Origin of the sequence: Microbacterium abyssi, assembly GCF_015277895.1 — a bacterium.
Lineage (GTDB): Bacteria > Actinomycetota > Actinomycetes > Actinomycetales > Microbacteriaceae > Microbacterium > Microbacterium abyssi.
Map to the genome: position 1 here is coordinate 2961918 of NZ_CP063815.1, position 22971 is coordinate 2984888.

Consider the following 22971-nt stretch of genomic DNA (forward strand, 5'->3'; position numbering starts at 1 on the left):
CTGTTCTGGACTTTATGCGTGCGGCCGATGCGAGATTCTGCGGCTTTTCCGGCAAGATGGGGAGAACGCCCATGCAGGAAAGGCACCGGATGGCAGACGGACAGCTGATCGAGTTCGACCACGCGACCAAGCGCTTCGGCGCCGTCGCGGCAGTGTCGGACTTCTCCGCGCGCGTCAATCCTGGCGTGGTGACCGGATTCCTCGGCCCGAACGGAGCCGGCAAGACCACCACGCTGCGCATGCTGCTCGGGCTGGAGCGCCCGACGAGCGGTACGGCCACGATCGGCGGCAGCCGCTACGCCGAGCTGCGCAGTCCTGCGCGTGTGATCGGCGCGATGATGGAGGATCCCGGCTTCCGCCCTCGTCGCTCGGTCGAGCGTCATCTGATCACCGCGGCCAAGGCGGGCGGCATCCCGCTGTCGCGCGTGGGCGAGCTGCTCTCGTTCGTCGGCCTCGGGAACGACGCCGATACCCGGATCGCCGCGCTCTCGCTGGGGATGCGTCAGCGTCTGAGCGCCGCCACGGCGCTGCTCGGCGACCCCGGTGTGCTCGTCCTGGACGAGCCGGCCAACGGTCTCGACCCCGAGGGCATCCGTTGGATGCGCACCCTCATCCGCGGCCTCGCCGATGAGGGTCGCACCGTGCTGGTCTCCTCTCACGTGCTCTCGGAGGTCGAGCAGATCGCCGACGAGATCCTGGTGATCGCGCACGGCGAGCTCAAGTTCGCCGGCACCATGGAAGACCTCGCCGATCCGCAGACCGGTCCGGTCGTGGTGGATGCCGCGGACCGCAGCGCGCTGTCGGAGTCGCTGAAGGATGCCGGGTACGAGTTCGAGATCCTGCGCTCAGGGCTGACGGTGCGTGGCAGCGACGCCGCGACCATCGGCGGCATCACCGCTCGCGCCGGCGTCGCACTGACCACGCTGCAGCAGCGGGGCCCGACTCTCGAAGACGTGTTCCTCGACCTCGTGCACGACCGATACGTGAAGCCCGCTCCCCTCACAGACGAGACGGCTCTCTTCGAGCTGCCGGTCGACGCTCCGGAGGACGCCGTAGAGGCCGTCGAGGACGCGGAGCAGGAGCAGGTGCAGGCCGAAGAGGAGCAGGTCAACGACCCGCAGGAGACCGACGCCTCGGAGGCGGACACCGAGCGGGTCGCCCCGCGAGCCGAAGGCGAGACGAAACGCGCTGAGCGAGCGGAGCGAGACGAAGCGTCCTCCTCCGACGAATCCGCCTCCGCCGACGAGCGTCCGCTCCCAGGCATCGCCGATCTGGCCGCAGTTGCCAGCATGTTCGCCAATCCGGTCACCGATCCCAGCATCGCGGCCGCGGGGATCGAGGCCGCCGAGGCCGAAGAAGCGGAAGAAGCCGACCCCGAGAACTTCGACGCGACGCGTGTCATCGACGTCGTCCCGTCGTTCGAGGCAGACGCCGATGCGGGCTCAGACGCCGAGAACTCAGACGCCGAGCAGCGCTGACGTCAGACCGGTCGCGGCCTGATGACCGGGCGCTGACGACCGGTCACGACCGGGACCGGAGCGGTGCCCGCGATCTCGACGACGTCGACCGGCTCCTCCGACACATCCAGGCGGAGCGCCTGCGTCAGCGCGAGCCCGTGGCGGGTCGTGAAGATGAGGCGCTGGAACTGCTCGTCGCCCTCGAGGTCGATGACGACGCTCGGACGACGCCGACGGATCAGGACGAAATCCGTGGTCGCCGCGGCCTTCCACGTGCCGGCCGCGAGGATGCCGGGGATGTGGGTGCCCGGCCCCGGTACGCCGCGCAACCAGGTCCATGCGTCATCCGTGAGCTGCACCTTCGTGATCGTCTCACGGGCGACTCGCAGATTCTCGCGGTGAAACGTGGCAGCACGCTCGAGCGGAGAGAGCACAACCTCAAGCTGTGTCTGGTCCAGGAGCAGGGTCACCATTCGTCCAGTCTGCCAGCGTCCGCCGCGATTCTGTCTGCGACTTCCTCACAGGACCACAACGATCCCCTTGTGCGTGTGCGCCAATGCGCGTCAGGCGGGACGAGCGGATGCCGCGGCGCGAGCCGCCGCAGGAAGCGCAGCCTCGATGCGGCTGAGCGCCGTGTCGTCATGTGCTGCGGTGAGGAACCACGCCTCGAACACGCTCGGCGGCAGAGCCACACCCTGCTCGCGCATCGAGTGGAAGAACGGCGCGTAGCGGAAGGACTCCTGCGCTTGGGCCTCGGCATAGGTTCGCGGCGCCTGCGGCGCGAACGCCACGCCGAACAGGTTGCCCGCGCGCGGAATTGCGTGCACGACTCCGGCCTCGGTCAGCGCAGCGCCCAGGGCGTCTGCGATGCGGGCCGCGGCGGCATCCACCTTGGCGTACACGGCGGGGGTCGCCAGACGCAGCGTCTCGAGTCCGGCTGCGACCGACAGCGGGTTCCCGGACAGGGTGCCGGCCTGGTACACGGGGCCCGTCGGGGCGAGCATGTCCATGACGCCGGCGCGACCGCCGAGAGCGGCCAGCGGCATCCCGCCGCCGACGACCTTGCCGAACGTGATGATGTCGGGCAGGTACTCCTCGCCGGTCGCGGCCTGCAGCGCCCAGAAGCCTGCGTGGTGCACGCGGAATCCGGTGAGCACCTCGTCGAGGATCATCAGCGCGCCGTGCGCGTGCGCGGTGTCGGCGATGAAGCGGTTGAATCCGGGCTCGGGCACGACGACGCCCATGTTGGCCGATGCGGCCTCGACGATGACGGCGGCGATCCGGTCGCCGTGCTCCGCGAACACGGCCTCGAGCGCGGCACGGTCGTTGTAGCCGATCACCAGCGTCTGCGCGGCGATCGGCGCCGGCACGCCGGCCGAGCCGGGCAGCGCGAGCGTCGCGACGCCGGAGCCCGCTTCGGCGAGCAGGCCGTCGGAGTGCCCGTGATAGTGGCCGGCGAACTTCACGAGCAGATCACGTCCGGTCGCGCCTCGGGCGAGACGGATCGCGGTCATGGTGGCTTCGGTGCCGGTCGAGACGAGGCGGACGCGTTCGATCGGCGCGAGGTCACCGAGGCGCACACGCTCGGTGATCTTGCGAGCGAGTGCGACCTCGCCCTCGGTGGGAGCGCCGAACGAGAGCCCGCGGGTCGCGGCTTCCTGGACTGCGGCGACGACCTCGGGATGCGCGTGCCCGAGCAGCGCAGGCCCCCAGGACGCGACCAGGTCGACGTACTCGTCGCCGGCGGCATCGGTCACATACGGGCCGCGTGCGGATGCCAGGAACCGGGGCGTCCCGCCGACGGAGCCGTAAGCCCGCACGGGCGAGTTCACGCCGCCGGGGGTCACCGCTCGCGCGGCGGAGAACAGCTCGTCGTTGCGATCGGTCATGATGTCTCCTCGGTCTTGTTTCGGTCCGGCTTCGACTCGCCTGCGGCTCGCTCAGCCCGTTTCGTCTCGCTTCGCTCGCTCAACGATCCGCGTGAAGTCCTTCCGACAACCACGGGACCACCCTCGCTCAACGACCCGCGCGACACCGGGTCAGCGGTCGCGGAGCCAGTGGGCCGCCTCGGTCGCCCAGTACGTGAGGACCGCGTCTGCGCCTGCGCGCCGGATGGACAGCAGCGATTCGAGCACGGCGGCACGGCGATCGATCCAGCCGTTCGCCGCGGCCGCTTCGATCATCGCGTACTCGCCGGAGATCTGGTACGCCCAGACCGGCACGTGCACGGCGTCGCGCACCTCGCGCAGCACGTCGAGGAAGCTCATGGCGGGCTTGACCATCACGACGTCGGCGCCCTCGGCCTCGTCGATCAGCGCCTCCCGGACGCCCTCCCGACGGTTGCCGGGGTCGAGCTGATACGTGCGGCGGTCGCCCTCCAGCTGCGAGTCGACGGCTTCGCGGAACGGTCCGTAGAACGCGCTCGCGTACTTGGCCGCGTAGCCGAGCAGCAGCGTGTCGGTGAAGCCCTCGCCATCCAGGCCCCGACGGATCGCCGCGACCTGGCCGTCCATCATCCCGGAGAGCCCGAGCAGGTGGGATCCGGCGCGCGCCTGCGCGAGCGCCATGGCGACGTACCGATCCAGCGTCGCGTCATTGTCGACGGAGCCGTCGGAGGCGAGCACGCCGCAGTGGCCGTGGTCGGTGAACTCATCCAGGCACAGGTCGGTCTGCACGACCAGCGCATCTCCGACCTCGCGGACGAGCGCGCGCGTGGCCACGTTGAGGATGCCGTCCGGATCGTCGGCACCCGAGCCGATCGCATCACGAACGGCGGGTACGCCGAACAGCATCACGCCGCCCACGCCCGCCTCGGCGGTCTCGACCGCAGCGCGACGCAGCGAGTCCATCGAGTGCTGCGCGACACCCGGCATCGATGAGATCTGTGCGGCCTCGGTCAATCCTTCGCGGACGAACATAGGCAGCACGAGCTGCCGCGGCTCGAGCGACGTCTCGCGAGCGATTGCGCGGACTGCCGGCGACCTGCGCAGACGCCTGGGCCGTATCTCGGGGAAGCTCACGGCGCGAACTCGTCTGCTGCGTGCGGAAGCGTGAAGTGCGAAACCGCGTCGATCAGTGCGTCGACTGTCTGCTTGTCGGCGACGACGGTGATCGGGAGCCCTGCCCGGCGGGCGTCCTTCGCGGTGCGCGGACCGATCGCGGCGAGCAGCGTGTCGTCGGGGATATTCGGGAACTGCTCCCGGACCTGCTGCGCCACCGAGCCGCTGGTGATGAGGATCGCGTTGATCCGGCCGCTGTCGACGTCGCGGCGGATCCGATCGGTGACGGGCACGCCGACCGTGCGATAAGCGACGATGCTCGACACGTCGTGCCCAGCGGCGATGAGCGAGCGCGTGAGGACGGGCTTGGCGATCTCGCTGCGCAGCGTCAGGATGCGGCGAGGCTCCGGCTCGAGTGCGATGAGCTGCTCCGCCATGCCCTCGGCAGAATTGTCCGTCTCGGGAACGAGTGCGACCTCGTAACCGACCGCCTGGAGGGCGGTCGCGGTGGTCTCGCCGACGGCGGCGATCTTCGTCGACTTCGGCACGACGGCGCGGTGCGCGAAGAGCACGTCCACCGTGGTGGCGCTGGTGACGGTGAGCCAGTCGAACTCTCCTGCGGCCAGTTTCTCGAGCGCGTCGTCGAGAGCGGCCTGGTCGGTGGTCGGCCCGAAGTTGATCAGCGGAGCGACGACCGGGACAGCGCCCTGGGCGCGCAACGACGCGGCGACGCCGTCGCCCCACGGGCCTCCTCGCGGGACGAGGACGCGCCAGCCGCTCAACGGCTTCTCATGCTTCGATTCGGGTGTCGTGGTCATCAGGGTTGCTCTCGGGGTACGAGGTCGGCCGCCCCTTGTTCGAGCAGCCGACGGGCGACAGAAAGCCCGAACTCGCGTGCTGCGTGATTCGGGTCCGCACCATCGGCAGCATCCGCATCGTTGCCACTGCCGTGACTCCGAATATACCCCCGGTTCAGGGATTCAGTGACGTCGAGCCCGATCCGCCGCTCTCCGTCCGGATCGTAGACGATCGTGCGGACCCGGAGCGACGTGCCGGTGACGACGGCGTGCGCGGCCATCGGCGCCTGGCATCCGGCGTCCAGTCCCTCGAGGATCGCGCGCTCCACGGTGATGGCGAGACGGGTGTCCTCGTCGTCGAGTTCGGCGAGCGCTGCGCGCAGATCGGATGCCGCATCGGCGGTGGTCTCGACGGCCAGCGAGCCCTGCCCAGGGGCGGTCGGCCACTCGGCGAGCCCGAGCTCCTCGCGTTTGAGAGTGGTCTCCGAGCCGAGCCGGGACAGGCCCGCTGCGGCGAGGATGACGGCATCCAGATCGCCGGTCTCCACCCGCGCCAGACGCGAGTCGACGTTGCCGCGGATGTCGACGACCTCTGTACGCGGCGCACGCAGGCGGACCTGCGCGATGCGCCGGGGCGACCCGGTGCCCACCTTGGCGCCGGCGGGCAGCGCGTGCAGCGGGATGCCGTCGCGGGTGATCACGACATCGCGGGCGTCCTCGCGTGGCGGGGTCGCGGCGATGACGAGCCCTTCTGGAACCGCGGTGGGGAGATCCTTCAGGGAGTGGACGAGGAAGTCGCACTCACCGGCGAGCAGCGCCTCGCGCAGGCGGGTGGCGAAGACGCCGAGCCCGCCGATCTGCGACAGAGACGCGCGGTTGGTGTCGCCCTCGGAGACGATCGGAACGAGTTCGACCCTGCGTCCGGAGATCTTCTCGAGGGCCGCGGCGACGTGCCCGGACTGCGCCTGGGCGAGAGCGCTTCGGCGCGTGCCGAGACGAATGGGGGTGGACATGGCGGGGCCTACTGGAGGACGTCCGCGATCTCGTCGAAGCGGAGGCGCCTGCCGGTGTAGAACGGCACCTCCTCCTTCACATAGCGGCGCGCATCGGTGTAGCGCAGGTCGCGCATGAGATCCACGAGTTCGGTGACATCGTCGGCCTCGAGCGGCAGCAGCCACTCGTAGTCGCCCAGTGCGAACGCGGCGACGGTGTTGGCGATAACGCCCGTGAACGCGGCGCCCTTGCGGCCGTGGTCGGCGAGCATCTTGCGACGCTCGTCCTCAGGGGCGAGGTACCACTCCGGCGTGCGGACGAACGGGTACAGGCACAGCCATCCCTTCGGCTCGACACCGCGCAGGAAACCGGGCACGTGCGCGCGGTTGAATTCGGCGTCGCGGTGCGCCCCCATGACGTTCCAGACCGGCAGCAGGGTGCGCAGCAGCTCGGTGCGGCGCAGTCGGCGCAGGGCCTTCTGGAGCTCCTCCGCCGTGTCGCCGTGCAGCCAGACCATCAAGTCGGCGTCGGCCTTCAGCCCGGAGACGTCGTAGAAGCCGCGGACGGTGACGCCGGCATCCTCGATGTGGCCGACGATGGTCTCGAGTTCGGTGGCGTCCGTCTCGGCGACGGGAGCATCGGGGTTGCGTCGCCAGACGGCCCAGAGGGTGAAACCGGACGGGTTCTGTTCACTCACTTCGGACATGCTCCCAGTCTGCCCCTTTCCTTGACGGGGAGCGAATGCGCGACGAAGAGGACCCTCAGCGGGCGATGGCGCGGGCGATGGCCCAGACCAGTCCGCCCGCGACGGCGGCGACCCCGACCGCAGCGGCGATGGCGCCGACAGGGTTGCGGTCGGCGAAGGCGCGCGCCTTCGCGGCTCCACGGCGGGAGGCCTTCTCGATGCGGCGCGGGAAATTGCCCTTGACCTCGATGGCGGCCAGCGCGGCCTTCAGCTCGGCACGTGCGGATTGCACGGGATCGCTGATCCCGGCGGGAACGGCGGTGCGGGGCAGGGCGGACTCAGAGCTTGTCATCACCGGCATCCTTCACAAGTCGAATATCGGTCGCGACGGCCTGGCCGGGATTCTCGCGACGCAGCACCTTCCGGAACTTCAGCAGGCCGAACAGCACGCACACGATCACGCACAGAAGCAGCAGGCCGATGACCGCCAGCGCGGAGAGCCACACCGGCCACCACGACGACAAGCCGGCGACGGCGAACACGAGGATCATCGGCACGAGCCAGAACAGGAAGAACAGCGCGATGACGAACCAGACGCTGCCGATTCCGGCATCCTTCGCGGTGCGCGAGATCCACGCCTTCGCGGCATCGACCTCGGCCTTGACCAGCTTCGTGACGAGTTCCGGGAGGTCGCCGAGGAGGGTCAGGAGACTGTCGTCAGCGCGGTCACGGTATCCGCGGACCATGTCACTTCCCGTTCGTCGTGGTGTTCTTCGCGCCGGTCGAAGACGTCGACGTGCTCTTCTTGGACGATGCGGACTTCTTGGCCGCGTCGACCGCGTCCTCCAGCGCATCCTCGACGTGATCGACGGCCTTCTTGCCGGTTGCGATCGCCGAGTCCAGCTTCTCACCGGGAGTGTCTCCGTCGCCGGCGGCCTTGGCGACCTTCACGACACCGTTCCAGATCGCGCCGGGCACCTCTGATGCCTTCGCGCCGACGAAGGCCTTCGCCTTCTCGACCTGGTTCTGGACGGAATCCTTGTTCCAGACCTTCAGCCACTGCGTCTTGATCTGCTCGTAGCGCTCGCGTCCGGCGCGTGTTCCGAGTACGTAACCGACGCCGAGTCCGACGACGAGTCCGATCTTCCCCTTCATGGGGTCTCCTCACGTTGTTCCGGTCGAGCCGCTGGCGTGGGTGCCGTCGGCCAGGGCTCCAGCGTAACGCCGTATGCCGAAATCGGCATCTACGGCTCAGGGGGTTGACAGCGGGCCGCCATCACCCCAAAGAAGCGCTCGGCGGACGCGGTCCGCCTCGGTCATCGCGTCCGGGACGACCTGCGCGAGGCCCGTACCCGACAGCCAGGCTCCGACGACGCCGAGGCCGTCGACCTTCTGCACGGCGGTGCGAACCGCACGGCGGCGGTCGGCCGCTCCTATCAGGGAGGACGGCTGCGACTGCGCGAACCGCGCACGGTGCGCCGCGATCAGCACGGACTCCGGCAGCGCGACGCCGAGGAGCGCCTCGGCCTCCGTCAGCGCGAGGCGCGCGGCCGCGTCGTCGTCGAGCTCGCCCGTCGCCGCCGGCTCGCCCTGGGCGCCGAAGGAGACCCGCACGACGTGCCGGCCGCCTGCGGCCGCACGGAGCCACTCCCACTTGGCAGTCGCGTGCGTGAGCGCCTTCGCGATGTGGCTGCCGGGCACCGTGAGCACACCGGTGCCGCGGGGCGCGGCATCCAGCGACGGGGCGTCGAGCAGCAGGCTGACGATCTCGATCTGCGGCGCCTCGCCCTCGGCGCCGAGGCCGGTGACTTGTCCGTCGAGCAGGGCGCGGGCGCTCGGCTCGGCGGTGGCCACGATCAGGGCATCCGCCGACACGGTCTCAGCCGATGGCTCCTCGCCCTCGGCGGCGATCGGGAAGCTCACGGTCCAGCCGTCGCCGTCCCTGACGATCGCGTCGACCGGTACTCCGGTGCGGACGACGGCGCCGAGCTCCTCGAGATCCGCGGCGAGCGCGTCCACCAGGACGCTCATGCCGCCCGCGATCGCCTCGACCGCCGAGCCCGGCGCCTTCTTCGCACGATCAGCGCGATCGGCCAGCAACTGCGCGACGCCGCCGGAGAGAGAGCCGGCCCGGGTGAGGGCCTCGTTGAGTCCGGGGGCGGCGATCTCGGTGTCGACGTCGTCCGGGTCCGCCGAGTACACGCCGGCGGTGACGGGTGCCACCAGCAGGTCGCGCACCTTCGCGCCCATCCGCTTCGAGACGAGCGTGCCGAGGCTGCGCTCCTGGCCGATCGTCAGCGGCGGGCGGAGGCGGTCGACGTAGGCCCGCCACGCACCGCCCCAGCCGATGATGCGGCGCACGTCATCGGCGAACGGGTTGGCAGGGATCCCGAGGATCCCGCCCTTGGGCAGGGGCGCGGCGTCGACTCCGAGGGCGCCGACCAGCCAGGCGCCGGCCGGATTCGGGGTGACGATCGCATCGGTGAGTCCGAGCTCGTCGAGGAGGGTGCGGACGTGCCCGCCGCGGGTCGCGTAGCTCTCGGCGCCGGCATCCACCGTCACACCGTCGAGCTCCGCCCGGCGGATCGCCCCGCCGAGTTCCGCTGCCGCCTCGAGGACGGTGACGTGCATTCCGACCTTCGCGCATTCCCGCGCGGCGACGAGTCCTGCCATGCCGCCGCCGACCACGACGACGTGACGGTGCGCCGCCCTGGCGGCGAGGTCTGCGGTGCCGTCCGTGCTCATGAGTGCGCGAGCTCGACGATGCGGGTGAGCTGGTCGGGGTCGGTCTCCGGGGGCACGCCGTGGCCGAGATTGAGGATGTGCGCGCATGCGGCGCGGCCCCTTTCGATGACGTCGCGGACGTGCGCTTCGAGCACCTCCCAGGGCGCCTGCAGCATGGCCGGGTCGATGTTGCCCTGGACCGTGACGTCGTGGCCGAGGATGCCGGCGGCCTCGTCGAGCGGCTGACGCCAGTCGACGCCGACGGCGGATGCCGCACCGTCCAGGCGCATGTCTGCCAGGAAGGGACCGGTGCCGACGCCGAAGTGGATCACCGGCAGGCCGAGGTCGGTGACCGCCGCCCGGGAGTGCGGGGCGACGTGCGCGCGGTAGTCGGCCGGGTTCAGCGACCCCGCCCAGGAGTCGAACAGCTGCACGGTCGCGGCGCCCGCGTCACGCTGCGCCTCGAGGAAGCGGCGGGAGACGCGTGCCAGCCAGCCGGCCAGACGGTTCCACGCTTCCGGATCGGTGTGCATCATGGCCCGTGCGCGCAGGTGCTCCTTGGAGGGGCCGCCCTCGACGAGATACGCGGCGAGGGTGAAGGGAGCTCCGGCGAAGCCGATCAGCGGGGTGTCTCCCAGTTCGTCCGTGACGATGCGTACCGCCTCGGCGATGGCCGTGGTGTCCAAGCCCTCCGGGTCGATCGCCGTGATGCGGTCGACGTCGGCACGGGTGCGGACGGGATCGGCGAACACCGGGCCGCGCCCCGGCTCGATGACGACGTCGACGCCGGCGAGGCGCAGAGGGATGACGATGTCGCTGAAGAACACGGCCGCGTCGACCCTGTGCCGGCGCACCGGCTGCAGCGTGATCTCGGCCGCGAGGTCGGGGGTCAGGCAGGCATCCAGCATCCGGGTGCCGACGCGCAGCTCACGGTACTCCGGGAGCGATCGGCCGGCCTGGCGCATGAACCAGACCGGAGTCTGCTCCGGTCGGTCTCCGGCGAGTGCGCGCAGCAGCGGGGCGTTCGAGGAAGGCATGATCCCATCCTCCCATCCGGGACGCATGAACCGCCTGTCAGTGCATCGTCAGGCGCCCCTCGGAGAAGGCTCCCGGCGAAGCGGCGTAGAATGGTCAGGTGCTGCTGTGTGTGACGGCGAGTCACAAGACCGCCTCCTTCGACATGCTCGAACGATTGAGCCGCACCCCTGACGACGTCGCGCCGAACCTCCTTCGCCTGGCCTCGTGCGTGCAGGGGGCCGTTGTGCTCTCCACGTGCAACCGCTTCGAGGCGTACATCGAGGTCGACGAACCGGTGACCGCCGCAGGCGCGGTCGGGGTCGAAGCCGTGCTCGAGGCGATCGAGGAGTCCACCGGCATCCCCTCGGCCGAGCTCGACGGCGCCTACGCGGTGCACTCGGGCCGCCGGGTCGCCGAGCACCTGTTCGCCGTGGCATCCGGACTGGAGTCCGTCGTCCCCGGTGAGGGCGAGATCGCAGGCCAGGTGCGCCGCGCGCTGACGGCGGCGCGCAAGGAGGGCACCACCTCCCCCGAGCTCGAGCGTCTGTTCCAGCGCGCGAGCCAGGCCCAGCGCAAGGTCAAGAACGTCACCGCGCTCGGCCGCGCCGGCCGCTCGCTGGTGCGACTGTCGCTCGAACTGGCCGACAGCCGCATCGCCGACTGGTCTGCCGAGCGCGTGCTGCTGGTCGGCACCGGCGCGTACGCCGCCGTCACCCTCGCCACGCTCCGCGAGCGCGGTGCGACGGACATCTCGGTGTATTCGCCGTCCGGTCGCGCCGAGCTCTTCGCGAAGAAGCACGGTCTCACCGCCGTCGCCGACGAGGACTACGCCCGCGTCGCATCGCGGTCGAGCCTGCTGATCACCTGCACGAACGCCGCGGAAGAGCCGGTCCTGGGGCCCGCGCACCTGCAGGCGCCGACCGGACCCGTCGCCGTCGGCTGCCCGATGGGCGCGCCCACGTCGCAGCTGGTCATCGATCTCGGGATGCCGCGCAATGTGGATCCAGCCGTCGCGAACCTGGAGGGCGTCGCGCTGCTGGATCTGGAGACGATCCGACTGCACGCGCCGCTCGAGGAGCTGCAGGCGACGGATGCCGCCCGCACCGTCGTGCGCGATGCCGCCGACACGTTCAACGTGGTGGGCGACCGGCAGAGCGTCACCCCCGCCGTCGTCGCCTTCCGCTCGCACATCTTCGCGCTGATGGAGGCCGAGATCGAGCGCGCCCGCGCCCGTGGTGACGAGGACGGCCGCGTCGAGCAGGCGATGCGTCACCTCGCAGGCGTCCTCACGCACACGCCCACGACGCGCGCGCACGAGCTGGCCGCCGACGGCCGCGGCGCCGACTTCGTCGCGGCGCTCGAGACGATCTACGGCATCCGTCCTGCGAACGAGGGCCTCGACGAGCAGTCTGCGACCGCCTGAGTCACCGTTGCCGATTCCGGCGCCTCGACCGCGACCGCAGCACCAGGGTCCACGCCGCATAGCCGCACACCACGGCCGCGACGACGGGCAGCGCGGCTGCGCGCCACGGCCCCGTCACTGCCGCGTTGAGCCAGCCCAGCAGCGGCACGCTGTACCAGAGACGCCCGAGGACCTGCGTCTCGTGGACGGGCTCAGGGTCGGGAGCGGCGTTCGCATCGCCCTTCGTGATGAAGTGGCCGCGCGCTGTGTCGACGACTCGGTGCGTGACGACCGTCGGATCACCGGCAATGGGGCGAAAGGCGATGACGTCGGCGATCTCGATGTCTTCGGCGCGCACCGGTTGCGTGACGATCAGGACTCCCTGTGGAAGCGCCGGAGCCATCGAACCATCACTGCTCGTGAACGCGCTCGCGCCTGTCGCCCATGGCACCCCCAGCACCAGCATGGCGGTGAGCACGAGCATTCCCATGATGCCCGCACTCACGCCATACCAGAGCGCCACCCCCATCGACCGCGGCTTCGCTTCGGTCGTTGACGGCTGATCCGGCTCCTTGTTCTGCTCGGTCACCGGCTCTGCCTCGTCCCCAGCAATCCGATTCCGGCCCCTCGTTCCGGGTGCCCCTTTCGGGAGCAACGCTGGCCCGTCATCGATAATCAAACGATATTGACCTTTGGCCAGCAGCACTAGGTCTTTCAGCCACCAAAACGGGTGGATGCGGCATCCGATGACGCAGTCGCCAGCGCGTCGCGACCGGCCGGGAGAACCCTGCCGATGAAACTGCCGGAGGCTCCGTCCAGCTCTTCCACGAGCCACGCGCGCAGCAGTTCGAGTTGTTCGTCGTCGATCTCCCGATCGGCGACATCGTCGATCAGCACGACATCGACGCCTCGGGCCCGTGCCCTCGCGGCCGCGGCCACCACGACGGGCGCCCCCAGTCGGCCGGCGCGATATCCGTCCCGCAGCTCCCCCTCGTGCACGAGGCACCGGCGGATCTCTTCATCGGTCAGCTCGGTGCCCTCGCCGATGCGGGTGAGCAACGGCCCGAACGTCTCATCCCACCGCGCGACCTTCTCCTCTGCACGCGCCGTGACCTCGGCGAGCCATGCACGCTCGCTGGTGGCTCGCAGCGCGGCTGCCCTGTCGCGCTCGGCGTGACGATCCAGCACTCGGAGGGAGACCGCGAGCCCAGCGGCTGCCCCCACCACCACGATCGCGCGCATGAGAGCGGCGCGCACCTCGTCGAAGGGACCGGGGACGACGGCGAGCGCCAGCAGCGCGGTCGCAGGGATCATTAGCATCAGCGCCGCCGCGGGTCGCACCCGGAGGCACAGCATCCCGAGCACGACGGATGCCGTCACGTACGGCCACATCCCCGCATACGTAGGCGCGCCGGCGGTGTCCGGCACGACGACGCCTCCCAGCATCGTGCCGACGGCCCCGAGGGTGAGCGTCCCCGCTATGGCGACAGTCGCGGTGCCGGCGCGTCCGGCGCGCCACGACACGACCACGAACGCGGCGGCGAGGGCGACTCCCGCTGCGACCGCCGGAAGGGGCTGACGCAGCCAGAAGAACGAGTAGAGGGCGAGCGTGAGGGGGCCGGCGGCGAGCAGCGCGCCGGCCAGGCGCATGTCGCGGTCTCGCAGCAGCCCGTCGGCCGGCGGCGCGAACCGTTGCGCGGGACTGCTCGGGTTCCACGAGGTGTCGACGACAACGCCCTCACCCGGTGCCGTATGCACCTCGGCGCGCCCGCCGACCGCCCGCAGCCGAGCGATGATGCTCACGGCGATGCCCAGCCGGCCCGGCACGACGGCGTCCTGATCGAACCCCGGCCCGTCATCGCGGACTTCGACGCGGATGCCATGCCCGATGCGGGTCAGCGTCACGCTCGCCGCGTTCCCGGGCGCGTGCGTGCGGACATTGACGAGCGCCTGCTGCGCGGCGCCGCTCATCGCCTCGGCGACGTCGCCGGGAACCACGGCCGCCGTTCCAGGCATCTCCAGTTCGGGAATCTCGCTGAACTGCGCCCCGTGGTTTCGGGCGAGCTCCTGCAGCCCCGCCCGGAACGTGGCGACGGCGACCTCCTCTGTCGACGGAGTCATCAACGCGTTCAGCGACTCACGTGCCTGGCGAGCCTGTGCGGCCAGGGCGGGCCGCATCTCGGCCGTCGCCCGCGCGGCGAACGCGAGCGTCGCCAGCACCTCGTCGTGCACGAGCGCCTGCGCCCGGGCATCGACGTCGCGGCGCGCGGCGCTCTCCGCCTCGCGCGCCGCGGCGTCGCGCGCGAGGGCCGCAGCGGCATCCGCTCGCTGCGCGCGGGCGAGCGTCGCACTCGCCAGCGCGCACAGCAGCACGGCCGTCGCGAAGGACTGCACATTGTTCGCGACGGCGTTGGCGGAGCGGTCATCCATCGCGATGCGCAGCAGCGGCACGAACACTCCGAGGGCTCCCAGCACGATCCACCCGCCCGCGGGCCCCCAGGCGATCACGGCCGCGAGAACCGGCAGCGAGGTGACGGTGAGCAACCAGGAGAGCTGACCGCTGGGCGAAGCTCCGCTGAGCGCGAGCACCGGCCAGGCGAGCGCGACGAGAGCGAGGTACCCGCACGCCGCGACGCCGTTCATCACGGCGATCATGCGCCGCCCACTCCACTGTGCGAGCAGACCGACGGCGATCAGGATTCCGATGATCGTCAGGATCGCGGCCTGGAACGCGGGCGGATGCTCAGCGGGATCACCCTGGACGACGACGGTCGCGACACCCAGCGCGGCGAGCGCAGCCAGAGCGCCGTTGCCGGCGGTCAGCACCCGCGCGGCTAGCAGTTCGTGACGTTCGGCAGACGACTCCTCGGCGCCTTCCGCGCGGAGGGACGCAGTGCGGCTCATGTGCGACCGGGGACGGGGAGGTACCCGTCTTCGACTCCGCGTCGGTACAGCTCGACCTTGGTCGGGGCGGGGCGCCCGAGCCGCTGATAGACCAGTTTGATCCGCTTGAGGTGGTCATTGACCGTGTTCTCGCTGATCCCGAGTCGCGTCGCGACCTGCTTGGCTCCGATGCCGGAGGCGTACAGTGCGAGCACGCTCCGCTCGCGGTCGGTGAGCGGAGCGCTCTCCAGGTCGGGGTCCGCGTCGACGGTCACGGCCCATTCGGTGTCGACGATCGGCTCTCCGCGCGCCGCACGCTGGATCGCCGACAGGATCGCCGACGGCGGCGCGGACTTCCGCACCACCCCCAGCGCGTCGGTGCGGAGCGCCTCGCGAACGAGGAAGCGGTCCTCGCCCGAGGTCAGGAAAAGCACCGCGGCCTCGCGTTCCCGCAGTCGTTGCACGTTCTCGACGGGGGTGGTCCCATCGCGGAGCATGAGGTCGAGCACCACGAGATCGGGGTGCAGATCGGCCTGCCGGAGCTCACCGACCGACGAGACGGCTCCGACGAACTCGAGATCGCTCGCGCCGTCGATGAGCGGACCGATCGCCAGACCGACCAGTGCGTGGTCGTCGACGATCGCGACGCTGAATGTGCCCGCCATGGCTCAAACCTAGAGCAGTCCAGACATGCCGACACCTGGTTGCCGGTCGGTGCCAGACTGGATGCATGGCCCTGCACATCACCGACGACGCCGCTGCCGACCGGCTGCTCACCGAGAATCCGCTCGCCCTCCTGATCGGCATGCTCCTCGACCAGCAGGTCCCGATGGAGACGGCGTTCGCCGGACCGCTGAAGATCGAGCAGCGCACGGGGCGGGTCGATGCTGTCGCGATCGCCGGGATGGAGCCGGATCGCCTCTTGGAGGCGTTCAAGGAGACGCCGGCCGTGCACCGGTTCCCCGGCTCGATGGCGACTCGCGTGCAGACGCTGTGCCAGGAGCTCGTCGACTCCTGGGGCGGCGATGCCTCGGCCCTGTGGACACAGGGGGACCCGGACGGGGCGGAGGTGCTGCGCCGTCTGAAGAAGCTGCCGGGCTTCGGCGAGCAGAAGGCGAAGATCTTCCTCGCACTGCTGGGCAAGCAGTACGGATTCACGGGTGAAGGCTGGCGCGAAGCCGCCGGAGCCTACGGCGAGGAGGGGTCGTACCGCAGCGTCGCCGACATCGTCTCGCCCGAATCGCTCACCAAGGTGCGCGAGCACAAGCGGGCCATGAAATCCGCCGCGAAACTTGACGGGGCGCGGTTGAGCGAGCGCAGCGAGTCGAAACCCAGAAAGGGCTGATCATGCAGAAGACAGGGGGCAGCGTCGGCGCCTTCATCGCCGATGTCACGCCGGCAGTGCGGCGCCGGGATGCCGAGACGCTGACCGCGCTGCTGCAGGAGATCTCCGGCCGCGAACCCGAGCTGTGGGGCACGATCATCGGATTCGGCAGCTGCCATTACCGCTACCCGACCGGCAACGAAGGCGACATGCCGGTGCTCGGCTTCGCCCCGCGCAAGGGCGCGTCGACGCTCTATCTCGACAGCACCTACAGGCACCGCGACGCGCTCGCGGGGCTCGGACCGCACACCGTCGGCGCGGGCTGCCTGTACATCAAGGACCTCGAGAAGGTCGACCTCGACGTGCTCCGTCCGATCCTCGAGGACGTACTCGCGTGGACCGAGGCCGGCGGCGACGACTACGCCCGCATCACCGTGATCGACTGAAGATCGTCCGCGGCGGCGTTGTCAAGGCCGCTGCGCCGCGTCGCCCGACGTCGCATGATGGAGGCGGCCGACAGAAGGAGCCGCATGTCGAGGAACGTCCGAAAGCTGCTTTGTCCACCAGATTCCGTGTTCCGCGTCCTCGCGGACGGGTGGCTGTACCCCTCCTGGGTCGTCGGAGCGTCGCGCATGCGTGACGTCGACCCCGAGTGGCCACGGGCCGGAGCGCGGCTGCACCACTCCGTCGGCGTGTGGCCCGCGCTGCTCGACGACACCACGAGCAGCGTGAGGTGGCATCCTCCTCACCAGATGGTGATGACCGCGCGAGGATGGCCTCTCGGCGAAGCCCGGGTGACAGTCGACGTCAAGACCGCGGCAGGAGGATGCCTGGTGCGAATCCAGGAGGAGGCGATCAGCGGGCCGGCCAAGGCGATACCGGCCGCCGTCGCGGACATCCTTCTGCAGTGGCGCAACGCCGAGACTCTGCATCGGCTGGCGTATCTGGCCGAGGGGCTCGCGCCGCAGCACGTCGCATCGGAGACCGCTTGATGGCGCGCTCGTTCGACGTCGACGCGACCGTCGTCGGAGCAGGTCCCAACGGGCTCGCGGCCGCCGTGACCCTGGCGCGAGCCGGACTCAGCGTGCGTGTCTTCGAGCGCGCACCGAGCGCCGGCGGCGGAGCGGCGACCGCGGAGCTCACACTGCCGGGATTCCGTCACGATGTGTGCTCGGCGGTGCACCCGCTGGCTTTCGAGTCCCGGTTCTTCCGCGAGTTCGGGCTGGCTCGGCGGGTGGAGTTCGCCGTGCCGGAGATCTCGTTCGCACACCCGCTCGATGGCGGCCGCGCGGGGATCGCGCATCGCTCGCTGGCCCGCACCGCGGAGGGACTCGGTGCCGATGGCACGGCGTACGCACGGCTGATGCGGCCGCTGGTCGACCGCGCGACGCGAGTGTCGGACTTCACCGGAGACACGCTTCTGCGCGTGCCGCGTGACATCCCGACCGCGGCCGTGTTCGGCGCGGCGGCTCTGGAGCAGGGCAGCCCGCTGTGGAATCTCCGATTCCGCGAGGACGTCGCACCGGCCATGCTCACCGGCGTGGCCGCGCACACGATCCTGCCCATGCCGGGTCTCGCGGGCTCGGGCGCGGGGCTCGCGTTGACGGCGTATGCGCATGCGAAGGGGTGGCCGATCCCGATCGGCGGAAGCCAGGCGATCGTCGACGCCATGATCGCCGACCTTCGCGCGCATGGCGGCGAGCTCGTGACGGACCACGAGGTGGCATCTCTGGACGAGCTGCCGCCGTCGCGGGTCACCCTGCTCGATGTCACCCCTCGCGCGCTGAGTCGGATGGCCAGCGATCGGATGCCGGACGCCTACCGTCGCGCGCTGGCGCGCTTCCGCTACGGAAACGCCGTGGCGAAGGTCGACTTCGCTCTGTCCGACCCCGTGCCGTGGACGAATCCGGAACTCCGACGAGCGGGAACGCTCCATCTCGGCGGCACGCGCGAGGAGATCGCTGCCGCCGAGAACGCCGTCACGCGCGGCATCCTCTCCGACGCTCCCTATGTTCTCGTCTCACAGCCCTCGATGTTCGACCAGACCCGCGCTCCTGCCGGTCAGCACACCCTCTGGGCCTACACGCACGTGCCGGCCGCATCACAAGAGGACAGGTCGGAGGCGATCATCCGGCAGATCGAACGTTTCGCGCCAGGGTTCCGCGACACGATCCTGTCGACCTCGTCGCGGACGGCCATCGAGGTCGAACGCCACAACCCGAACTACGTGCGCGGCGATATCTCCTCGGGCAGCCCTGACCTCATGCAGCTGCTGCGTCGGCCGGTGCTGAGGCCGGATCCGTGGTGCACCCCGATGCCGGGCGTCTACCTCTGCGGCGCCTCCACGACCCCTGGCCCCGGCGTGCACGGACTGCCCGGCTGGCACGCGGCCCTGAGCGCGCTCAGGCACGACTTCGGCAGCCGCGCGCTGCCGGATCTCTCGCCGACCTCCGACGAAGCGGCGTGACATCCGTCAGCTGCGCCCGTAGCGCGCCACGATCTCCTCGGTCAGCGACGGCCAGATGCGCTTGTGCTCGTCGCCGAACGCGACGCCCGACAGGAACGCGGCCGCCAGGTCACGGGAGCGGTCGATGAACAGGAAGCTGCCCTGTCCGCCGAAGTGCCCGGCGGTCTCCGGCGGCATGGCGTCGCCGAGCCAGTGCGGGCTCTTGGCGCCCTTGAGCTCGAACCCCAGCCCCCACTGGTTGTCGTCGAAAGAACCGTAGCCGGGCACGACACCGCGCAGTCCGCGCCGCGAGACCATGAGCGCGAGGTCGCGCAGCTCGACGGGGACCAGTGTCGGACGCAGTACCTCGCGGCCGAACTTCATCAGGTCATCGATCGACGCTCGGTACCCGGCCGACGGACGACCGCTCACGTCGATGTCGCGCATGCCCAGGGGACCGGTGACCTCACGAGTCATCCAATCGGCGAACGGCTCGCCCACCGCTTCGGCGACGTGCGCGCCGAGAGCGTCGAACCCGGCGTTCGAGTAGATGCGGCGCGTTCCGGCAGCCGCCTGTGTCTGCTCGCCCTCGAACGGCAGCCCGCTGGTGTGGTCGAGCAGATTGAGCAGCGTCGACCCTTCCGGGCCGGCCGGCTCGTCGAGGTCGACCAGCCCGCGCTCGACGGCGATCAGCGCACCCCACGCCGAGATGGGCTTCGACACCGACGCGAGCGCAAGCGCCGCGCGCGCGTCGCCCTGCACCGCGAGAGTCTGCTCCGAACCGGTCACCCCCACCAGTGCCGCATGAGGGAAGCCTTCTGTCGCTGCGAAAGTCGTCGTCTCCACGCTGCCATCGTCGCACGACCTGCCATCGGCGCGCGGGGCACGGCACACGTGCGTCAGCCGCCGCAGACCTCCGCTCGCCCCTCGCCCACCCGCACGTGCGGCGATCCGGCCGCGTGCCGAAGCCAGCGGCGATCGTGCGTGACTGTGACGACCGCGCCCGGATGCGACTGGACGGCATGCTCGAGCTGCTCGACCAGTTCGGGGTCGAGATGGTTCGTCGGCTCGTCCATCAGCAGCAGATCGCTGGGAACGCTCAGCGCCATAGCCAGGTCGAGCCGGCGCCGCTGACCGATCGACAGATCGCGCACCGGACGCTCGAACTCCTCCTCAGGCAGCAGTCCCAGCGCCAGCAGCCTCGCCGCCGCATCATCACGGAAGGCCGAGACGGCACGCGCGAACGCGTCGACGACCGCGCCGGCTGGTGGTGCCGTGACGTCCTGACGCAGCCAGGAGACGCGCAGTCCGGGTGCCCGTTCGACGAAGCCGGCCTCGGGAGCGAGCTCACCGGCGAGCAACCGCAGCAACGTCGTCTTTCCCGAACCGTTCGGGCCGATCACGGACCAGCGCTGTCCAGCGTGCAGCATCCATCCTGCCATCCGGATCCGCGGCTCGGCGTCCCGGCGCACGCCCTCGATCAAGACGAGCGGGCTCTCGGAGGAGGGCGCGGAGCCGGCGCCGAGGTCGGCGGCGAACCGCAGCGGCTCCGGCGGCGGCGCGACCGGCTCGGCACGCAACCGGGCTACCCGCTCTTTCGCCATGCGGATACGGCCCATGGCGCCGTGATCGCGACTGCGTGCGCGGAACGCGCCATGACCGAATCCGTCGAGCTCGAGCTTGCGCGGGATCGCGCTGAGGCGGAAGCCGTTCGCCGCCACGAGCCCCTCGTTGCGGGCGAGCTCGGCCTTCCATTCCTCGTGCCGCTCGGCCTGACGGCGGCGCTCGGTGGCCCGTGCGACGAGGAATCCGGCGTAGCCGTCGCCATAGCGGCGCAGAGCGGCATCCTGTACGTGGACGATGTCGTCTGCGAACCTCTCCAGGAAGGCGCGGTCATGCGTCACCACCACCAGAGCCCCGCGGTGGCCGGACAGCCTCTCCTCGAGCCACGCCAGCGCGGCATCGTCGAGGTCGTTCGTCGGCTCATCGAGCAGCAGCAGTTCGGCCATCGACGACAGCGCCACCGCAAGCGCGAGGCGGGCTCGCTCGCCGCCGGAGAGTTCGGCGACCGGCCGTCGCCGGTCCAGCCCGCCCACGCCGAGCTGATCCAGAGCCGCGTCGATGCGCGCGTCGACGCGATAGCCGTCGCGCGATTCGAACCGGTCGATCAGCTCGGCGAGCTCGTCGAGCAGCCCCGACTGCACGGCGCCGACAGCGTGCGCCAGCCGCTCGGAAACGGTCTGAATGTCCTGCTCAAGAGCGCGCAGGTCGGCAATCAGCAGATCGACGGCATCCTGCACGGTTGCCGCGTCGGGGAAGCGTGGGTCCTGAGCGGCGTGCGCGATGCCACCGGGGATGACGACCCGCGCCTCGCCAGAGACCGGAATCACCGGGCCTGCGATCAGATCGAGCAGGGTCGATTTGCCGGCGCCATTGTCGCCGATGATCGCCAGTCGGTCGGTGCGGCCGACGACCAGATCGACGCGGTCGAGCACGACGCGGTCGGCGAAGCGGACTGTCGCCGACCGCAGAGCGCACATGCGGTGGTCGCGACGAGATGGTGTGGAAAGAGCAGATGGGAACATGAGGACTCCTCTCCGCAGCGGTCTGCGACCGTCGCGGCGATTCACGCATCACGGATGCGGATCGGAACAGGGATCTCGAGCGCGCCGGAAGGACGACACGATCGCTCAGGACCCGCTGCGGAGATGTCTCGACGCAGCGTCCCGATCTAGAGAATCAGAGTACCCACGGTCGACGACCATAGCAGAAAAGCAGAGCCCCGATTCAGATGTCTGAATCGGGGCTCCGGATGCTGCGAATGCTGCGGGTCAGGCGCCCTTCAGACGATCCGCGAGGTATGCGTGCAGGCCGTCGATCGAGATGCGCTCCTGCGCCATCGAGTCGCGGTCGCGCACGGTGACCGCGTGGTCGTCGAGCGAGTCGAAGTCGACCGTGACGCAGAACGGCGTGCCGATCTCATCCTGACGACGGTAGCGACGGCCGATGGCACCGGCGTCGTCGAAGTCGATCGTCCAGCGGCCGCGGAGCGAATCGGCGACCTCGCGCGCCAGCGGCGACAGGCGCTCGTTGCGCGACAGCGGCAGGACGGCGACCTTGACCGGCGCCAGGCGCGGGTCGAGCTTGAGCACCGTGCGGGTGTCGGTGCCGCCCTTGGCATTGGGCACCTCTTCTTCGACGTAGCTGTCGACGAGGAACGCCATCATCGAGCGGGTCAGGCCGAACGACGGTTCGATCACGTACGGCGTGTACCGGTCGCCGGAGGCCTGGTCGAAGTAGGTCAGGCTCTGGCCGGATGCCTCGGAGTGGCTGGACAGGTCGTAGTCGGTGCGGTTCGCGACGCCCATGAGCTCGCCCCACTCCGAGCCCTGGAAACCGAAGCGGTACTCGAAGTCGATGGTGCCGGCCGAATAGTGCGCGCGCTCGTCCTCAGGGACGTCGAATTGGCGCATGTTCTCGGGGTCGATACCCAGGTCGATGAACCAGTTCCAGCAGGTCTCCACCCAGTGCTCGAACCACTGCTGCGCCTCGGCGGGCGGCACGAAGAACTCGATCTCCATCTGCTCGAACTCGCGCGTGCGGAAGATGAAGTTACCCGGCGTGATCTCGTTGCGGAACGCCTTGCCGACCTGGCCGATGCCGAACGGCGGCTTCTTGCGGCTCGCAGTGAGCACGTTCGTGAAGTTGACGAAGATTCCCTGCGCGGTCTCGGGGCGAAGGTAGTGCAGGCCCGACTCGTCATCGACGACGCCGAGGTAGGTCTTCACCAGGCCGGAGAACGATTTCGGCTCGGTCCACTTGCCGCGGGTGCCGCAGTCGGGGCAGACGATGTCGGCCATGCCGTTCTCGGGCTTGCGGCCCTTCTTCGCCTCGAAGGCTTCGATGAGGTGATCCTCGCGGTGGCGCTTGTGACACTGCAGGCACTCGACCAGCGGATCGCTGAACGTGGCGACGTGACCAGAGGCCTCCCACACGCGCTTGGGAAGGATGATCGAGGAGTCCAGGCCCACCATGTCGCCGCGTCCGCGGACGAAGGCCTGCCACCACTGACGGCGGATATTCTCCTTCAGCTCGGTGCCGAGGGGGCCGTAGTCCCATGCAGATCGCGAACCGCCGTAGATCTCACCCGCTTGGAACACGAACCCGCGGTGGCGGGCGAGGCTGATGACCTTGTCAAGACGGGACTGTTCGGCCACGGTGGCTCCAATGGTCGGATGCGACGG

23 protein-coding genes are annotated in these 22971 nt (G+C 70.1%); 6 read left to right on the forward strand and 17 right to left on the reverse strand.

Annotated elements, in window-relative coordinates; all coding sequences use genetic code 11:
• Positions 1–89: 89 nt before the first annotated feature.
• Entirely contained in the window at positions 90–1478 is a 1389-nt protein-coding gene (locus IM776_RS14265; RefSeq protein ID WP_194420742.1) for an ABC transporter ATP-binding protein, read from the forward strand.
• Between the two features lie 2 nt (positions 1479–1480).
• Here IM776_RS14265 and IM776_RS14270 read toward each other — a convergent pair whose 3' ends face one another.
• The 11 genes from IM776_RS14270 to hemE all read right to left on the reverse strand — a co-directional run bounded on the left by IM776_RS14270 (position 1481) and on the right by hemE (position 10692).
• The gene (locus tag IM776_RS14270; RefSeq protein WP_194420743.1) at positions 1481–1930 is read right to left on the reverse strand and encodes a hypothetical protein; all 450 of its coding nucleotides are present in this window, start codon (positions 1928–1930) and stop codon (positions 1481–1483) included.
• Between the two features lie 90 nt (positions 1931–2020).
• The gene (gene hemL / locus IM776_RS14275; protein WP_194420744.1) at positions 2021–3346 is read right to left on the reverse strand and encodes a glutamate-1-semialdehyde 2,1-aminomutase; all 1326 of its coding nucleotides are present in this window, start codon (positions 3344–3346) and stop codon (positions 2021–2023) included.
• 150 nt (positions 3347–3496) lie between these two features.
• Positions 3497–4477 carry a porphobilinogen synthase gene (hemB, locus tag IM776_RS14280; RefSeq protein ID WP_194420745.1) on the reverse strand — a complete coding sequence of 327 codons (981 nt, stop codon included), beginning with the start codon at positions 4475–4477 and terminating at the stop codon, positions 3497–3499.
• Entirely contained in the window at positions 4474–5274 is an 801-nt protein-coding gene (locus tag IM776_RS14285) for a uroporphyrinogen-III synthase (RefSeq protein ID WP_194420746.1), read from the reverse strand. Before IM776_RS14285 ends, hemB begins: the two co-directional genes overlap by 4 nt.
• Positions 5274–6266, reverse strand: a complete 993-nt coding sequence (gene hemC / locus IM776_RS14290) for a hydroxymethylbilane synthase (RefSeq protein WP_194420747.1) — start codon at positions 6264–6266, stop codon at positions 5274–5276. The genes IM776_RS14285 and hemC overlap by 1 nt, the downstream gene beginning before the upstream one ends.
• 8 nt (positions 6267–6274) lie before the next feature.
• Positions 6275–6952 carry a hydrogen peroxide-dependent heme synthase gene (gene hemQ, locus IM776_RS14295; RefSeq protein WP_194420748.1) on the reverse strand — a complete coding sequence of 226 codons (678 nt, stop codon included), beginning with the start codon at positions 6950–6952 and terminating at the stop codon, positions 6275–6277.
• 55 nt (positions 6953–7007) lie between these two features.
• Positions 7008–7283, reverse strand: coding sequence for a hypothetical protein (locus IM776_RS14300; RefSeq protein WP_194420749.1), 276 nt, complete (start codon positions 7281–7283; stop codon positions 7008–7010).
• Complete coding sequence (locus IM776_RS14305; protein WP_194420750.1) at positions 7270–7677, reverse strand: phage holin family protein; 408 nt, start codon at positions 7675–7677, stop codon at positions 7270–7272. The genes IM776_RS14300 and IM776_RS14305 overlap by 14 nt, the downstream gene beginning before the upstream one ends.
• Position 7678: 1 nt before the next feature.
• Positions 7679–8086, reverse strand: a complete 408-nt coding sequence (locus IM776_RS14310; protein ID WP_194420751.1) for a hypothetical protein — start codon at positions 8084–8086, stop codon at positions 7679–7681.
• A 96-nt stretch (positions 8087–8182) separates the two neighbouring features.
• Positions 8183–9676, reverse strand: a complete 1494-nt coding sequence (gene hemG, locus IM776_RS14315) for a protoporphyrinogen oxidase (protein WP_228479778.1) — start codon at positions 9674–9676, stop codon at positions 8183–8185.
• Positions 9673–10692, reverse strand: coding sequence for a uroporphyrinogen decarboxylase (gene hemE, locus IM776_RS14320; RefSeq protein ID WP_194420753.1), 1020 nt, complete (start codon positions 10690–10692; stop codon positions 9673–9675). Before hemE ends, hemG begins: the two co-directional genes overlap by 4 nt.
• Positions 10693–10790: 98 nt before the next feature.
• Here hemE and IM776_RS14325 point away from each other — a divergent pair, with 98 nt between their 5' ends.
• Entirely contained in the window at positions 10791–12095 is a 1305-nt protein-coding gene (locus IM776_RS14325; protein ID WP_194420754.1) for a glutamyl-tRNA reductase, read from the forward strand.
• Position 12096: 1 nt separating this feature from the next.
• Here the strand turns inward: IM776_RS14325 and IM776_RS14330 are convergent, their stop codons facing one another.
• From IM776_RS14330 to IM776_RS14340, 3 genes are all read right to left on the reverse strand, one after another.
• Positions 12097–12663, reverse strand: coding sequence for a signal peptidase I (locus IM776_RS14330; protein ID WP_194420755.1), 567 nt, complete (start codon positions 12661–12663; stop codon positions 12097–12099).
• 125 nt (positions 12664–12788) lie between these two features.
• Positions 12789–14978: an ATP-binding protein gene (locus IM776_RS14335; RefSeq protein ID WP_194420756.1), complete on the reverse strand. Its 2190-nt coding sequence runs from the start codon at positions 14976–14978 to the stop codon at positions 12789–12791.
• Positions 14975–15622: a LuxR C-terminal-related transcriptional regulator gene (locus IM776_RS14340; protein ID WP_194420757.1), complete on the reverse strand. Its 648-nt coding sequence runs from the start codon at positions 15620–15622 to the stop codon at positions 14975–14977. The genes IM776_RS14335 and IM776_RS14340 overlap by 4 nt, the downstream gene beginning before the upstream one ends.
• Positions 15623–15687: 65 nt before the next feature.
• On the opposite strand from IM776_RS14340, the gene IM776_RS14345 reads away from it, so the two are divergent.
• From IM776_RS14345 to IM776_RS14360, 4 genes are all read left to right on the forward strand, one after another.
• Positions 15688–16302, forward strand: coding sequence for an HhH-GPD-type base excision DNA repair protein (locus tag IM776_RS14345; RefSeq protein WP_194420758.1), 615 nt, complete (start codon positions 15688–15690; stop codon positions 16300–16302).
• A 2-nt stretch (positions 16303–16304) separates the two neighbouring features.
• Positions 16305–16727, forward strand: coding sequence for a DUF1801 domain-containing protein (locus IM776_RS14350; protein ID WP_194420759.1), 423 nt, complete (start codon positions 16305–16307; stop codon positions 16725–16727).
• 84 nt (positions 16728–16811) lie between these two features.
• Positions 16812–17273: an SRPBCC family protein gene (locus IM776_RS14355; protein WP_194420760.1), complete on the forward strand. Its 462-nt coding sequence runs from the start codon at positions 16812–16814 to the stop codon at positions 17271–17273.
• Positions 17273–18748: a phytoene desaturase family protein gene (locus IM776_RS14360; protein WP_194420761.1), complete on the forward strand. Its 1476-nt coding sequence runs from the start codon at positions 17273–17275 to the stop codon at positions 18746–18748. Before IM776_RS14355 ends, IM776_RS14360 begins: the two co-directional genes overlap by 1 nt.
• Positions 18749–18754: 6 nt before the next feature.
• On the opposite strand, the gene IM776_RS14365 is transcribed toward IM776_RS14360, so the two are convergent.
• From IM776_RS14365 to IM776_RS14375, 3 genes are all read right to left on the reverse strand, one after another.
• A complete protein-coding gene (locus tag IM776_RS14365) occupies positions 18755–19573 on the reverse strand; it encodes a serine hydrolase domain-containing protein (protein WP_194420762.1) in 819 nt (272 codons plus the stop codon).
• A gap of 53 nt (positions 19574–19626) precedes the next feature.
• The gene (locus tag IM776_RS14370; RefSeq protein ID WP_228479779.1) at positions 19627–21312 is read right to left on the reverse strand and encodes an ABC-F family ATP-binding cassette domain-containing protein; all 1686 of its coding nucleotides are present in this window, start codon (positions 21310–21312) and stop codon (positions 19627–19629) included.
• Between the two features lie 246 nt (positions 21313–21558).
• Positions 21559–22944, reverse strand: coding sequence for a glycine--tRNA ligase (locus tag IM776_RS14375; protein ID WP_228479994.1), 1386 nt, complete (start codon positions 22942–22944; stop codon positions 21559–21561).
• Positions 22945–22971 lie beyond the last annotated feature (27 nt).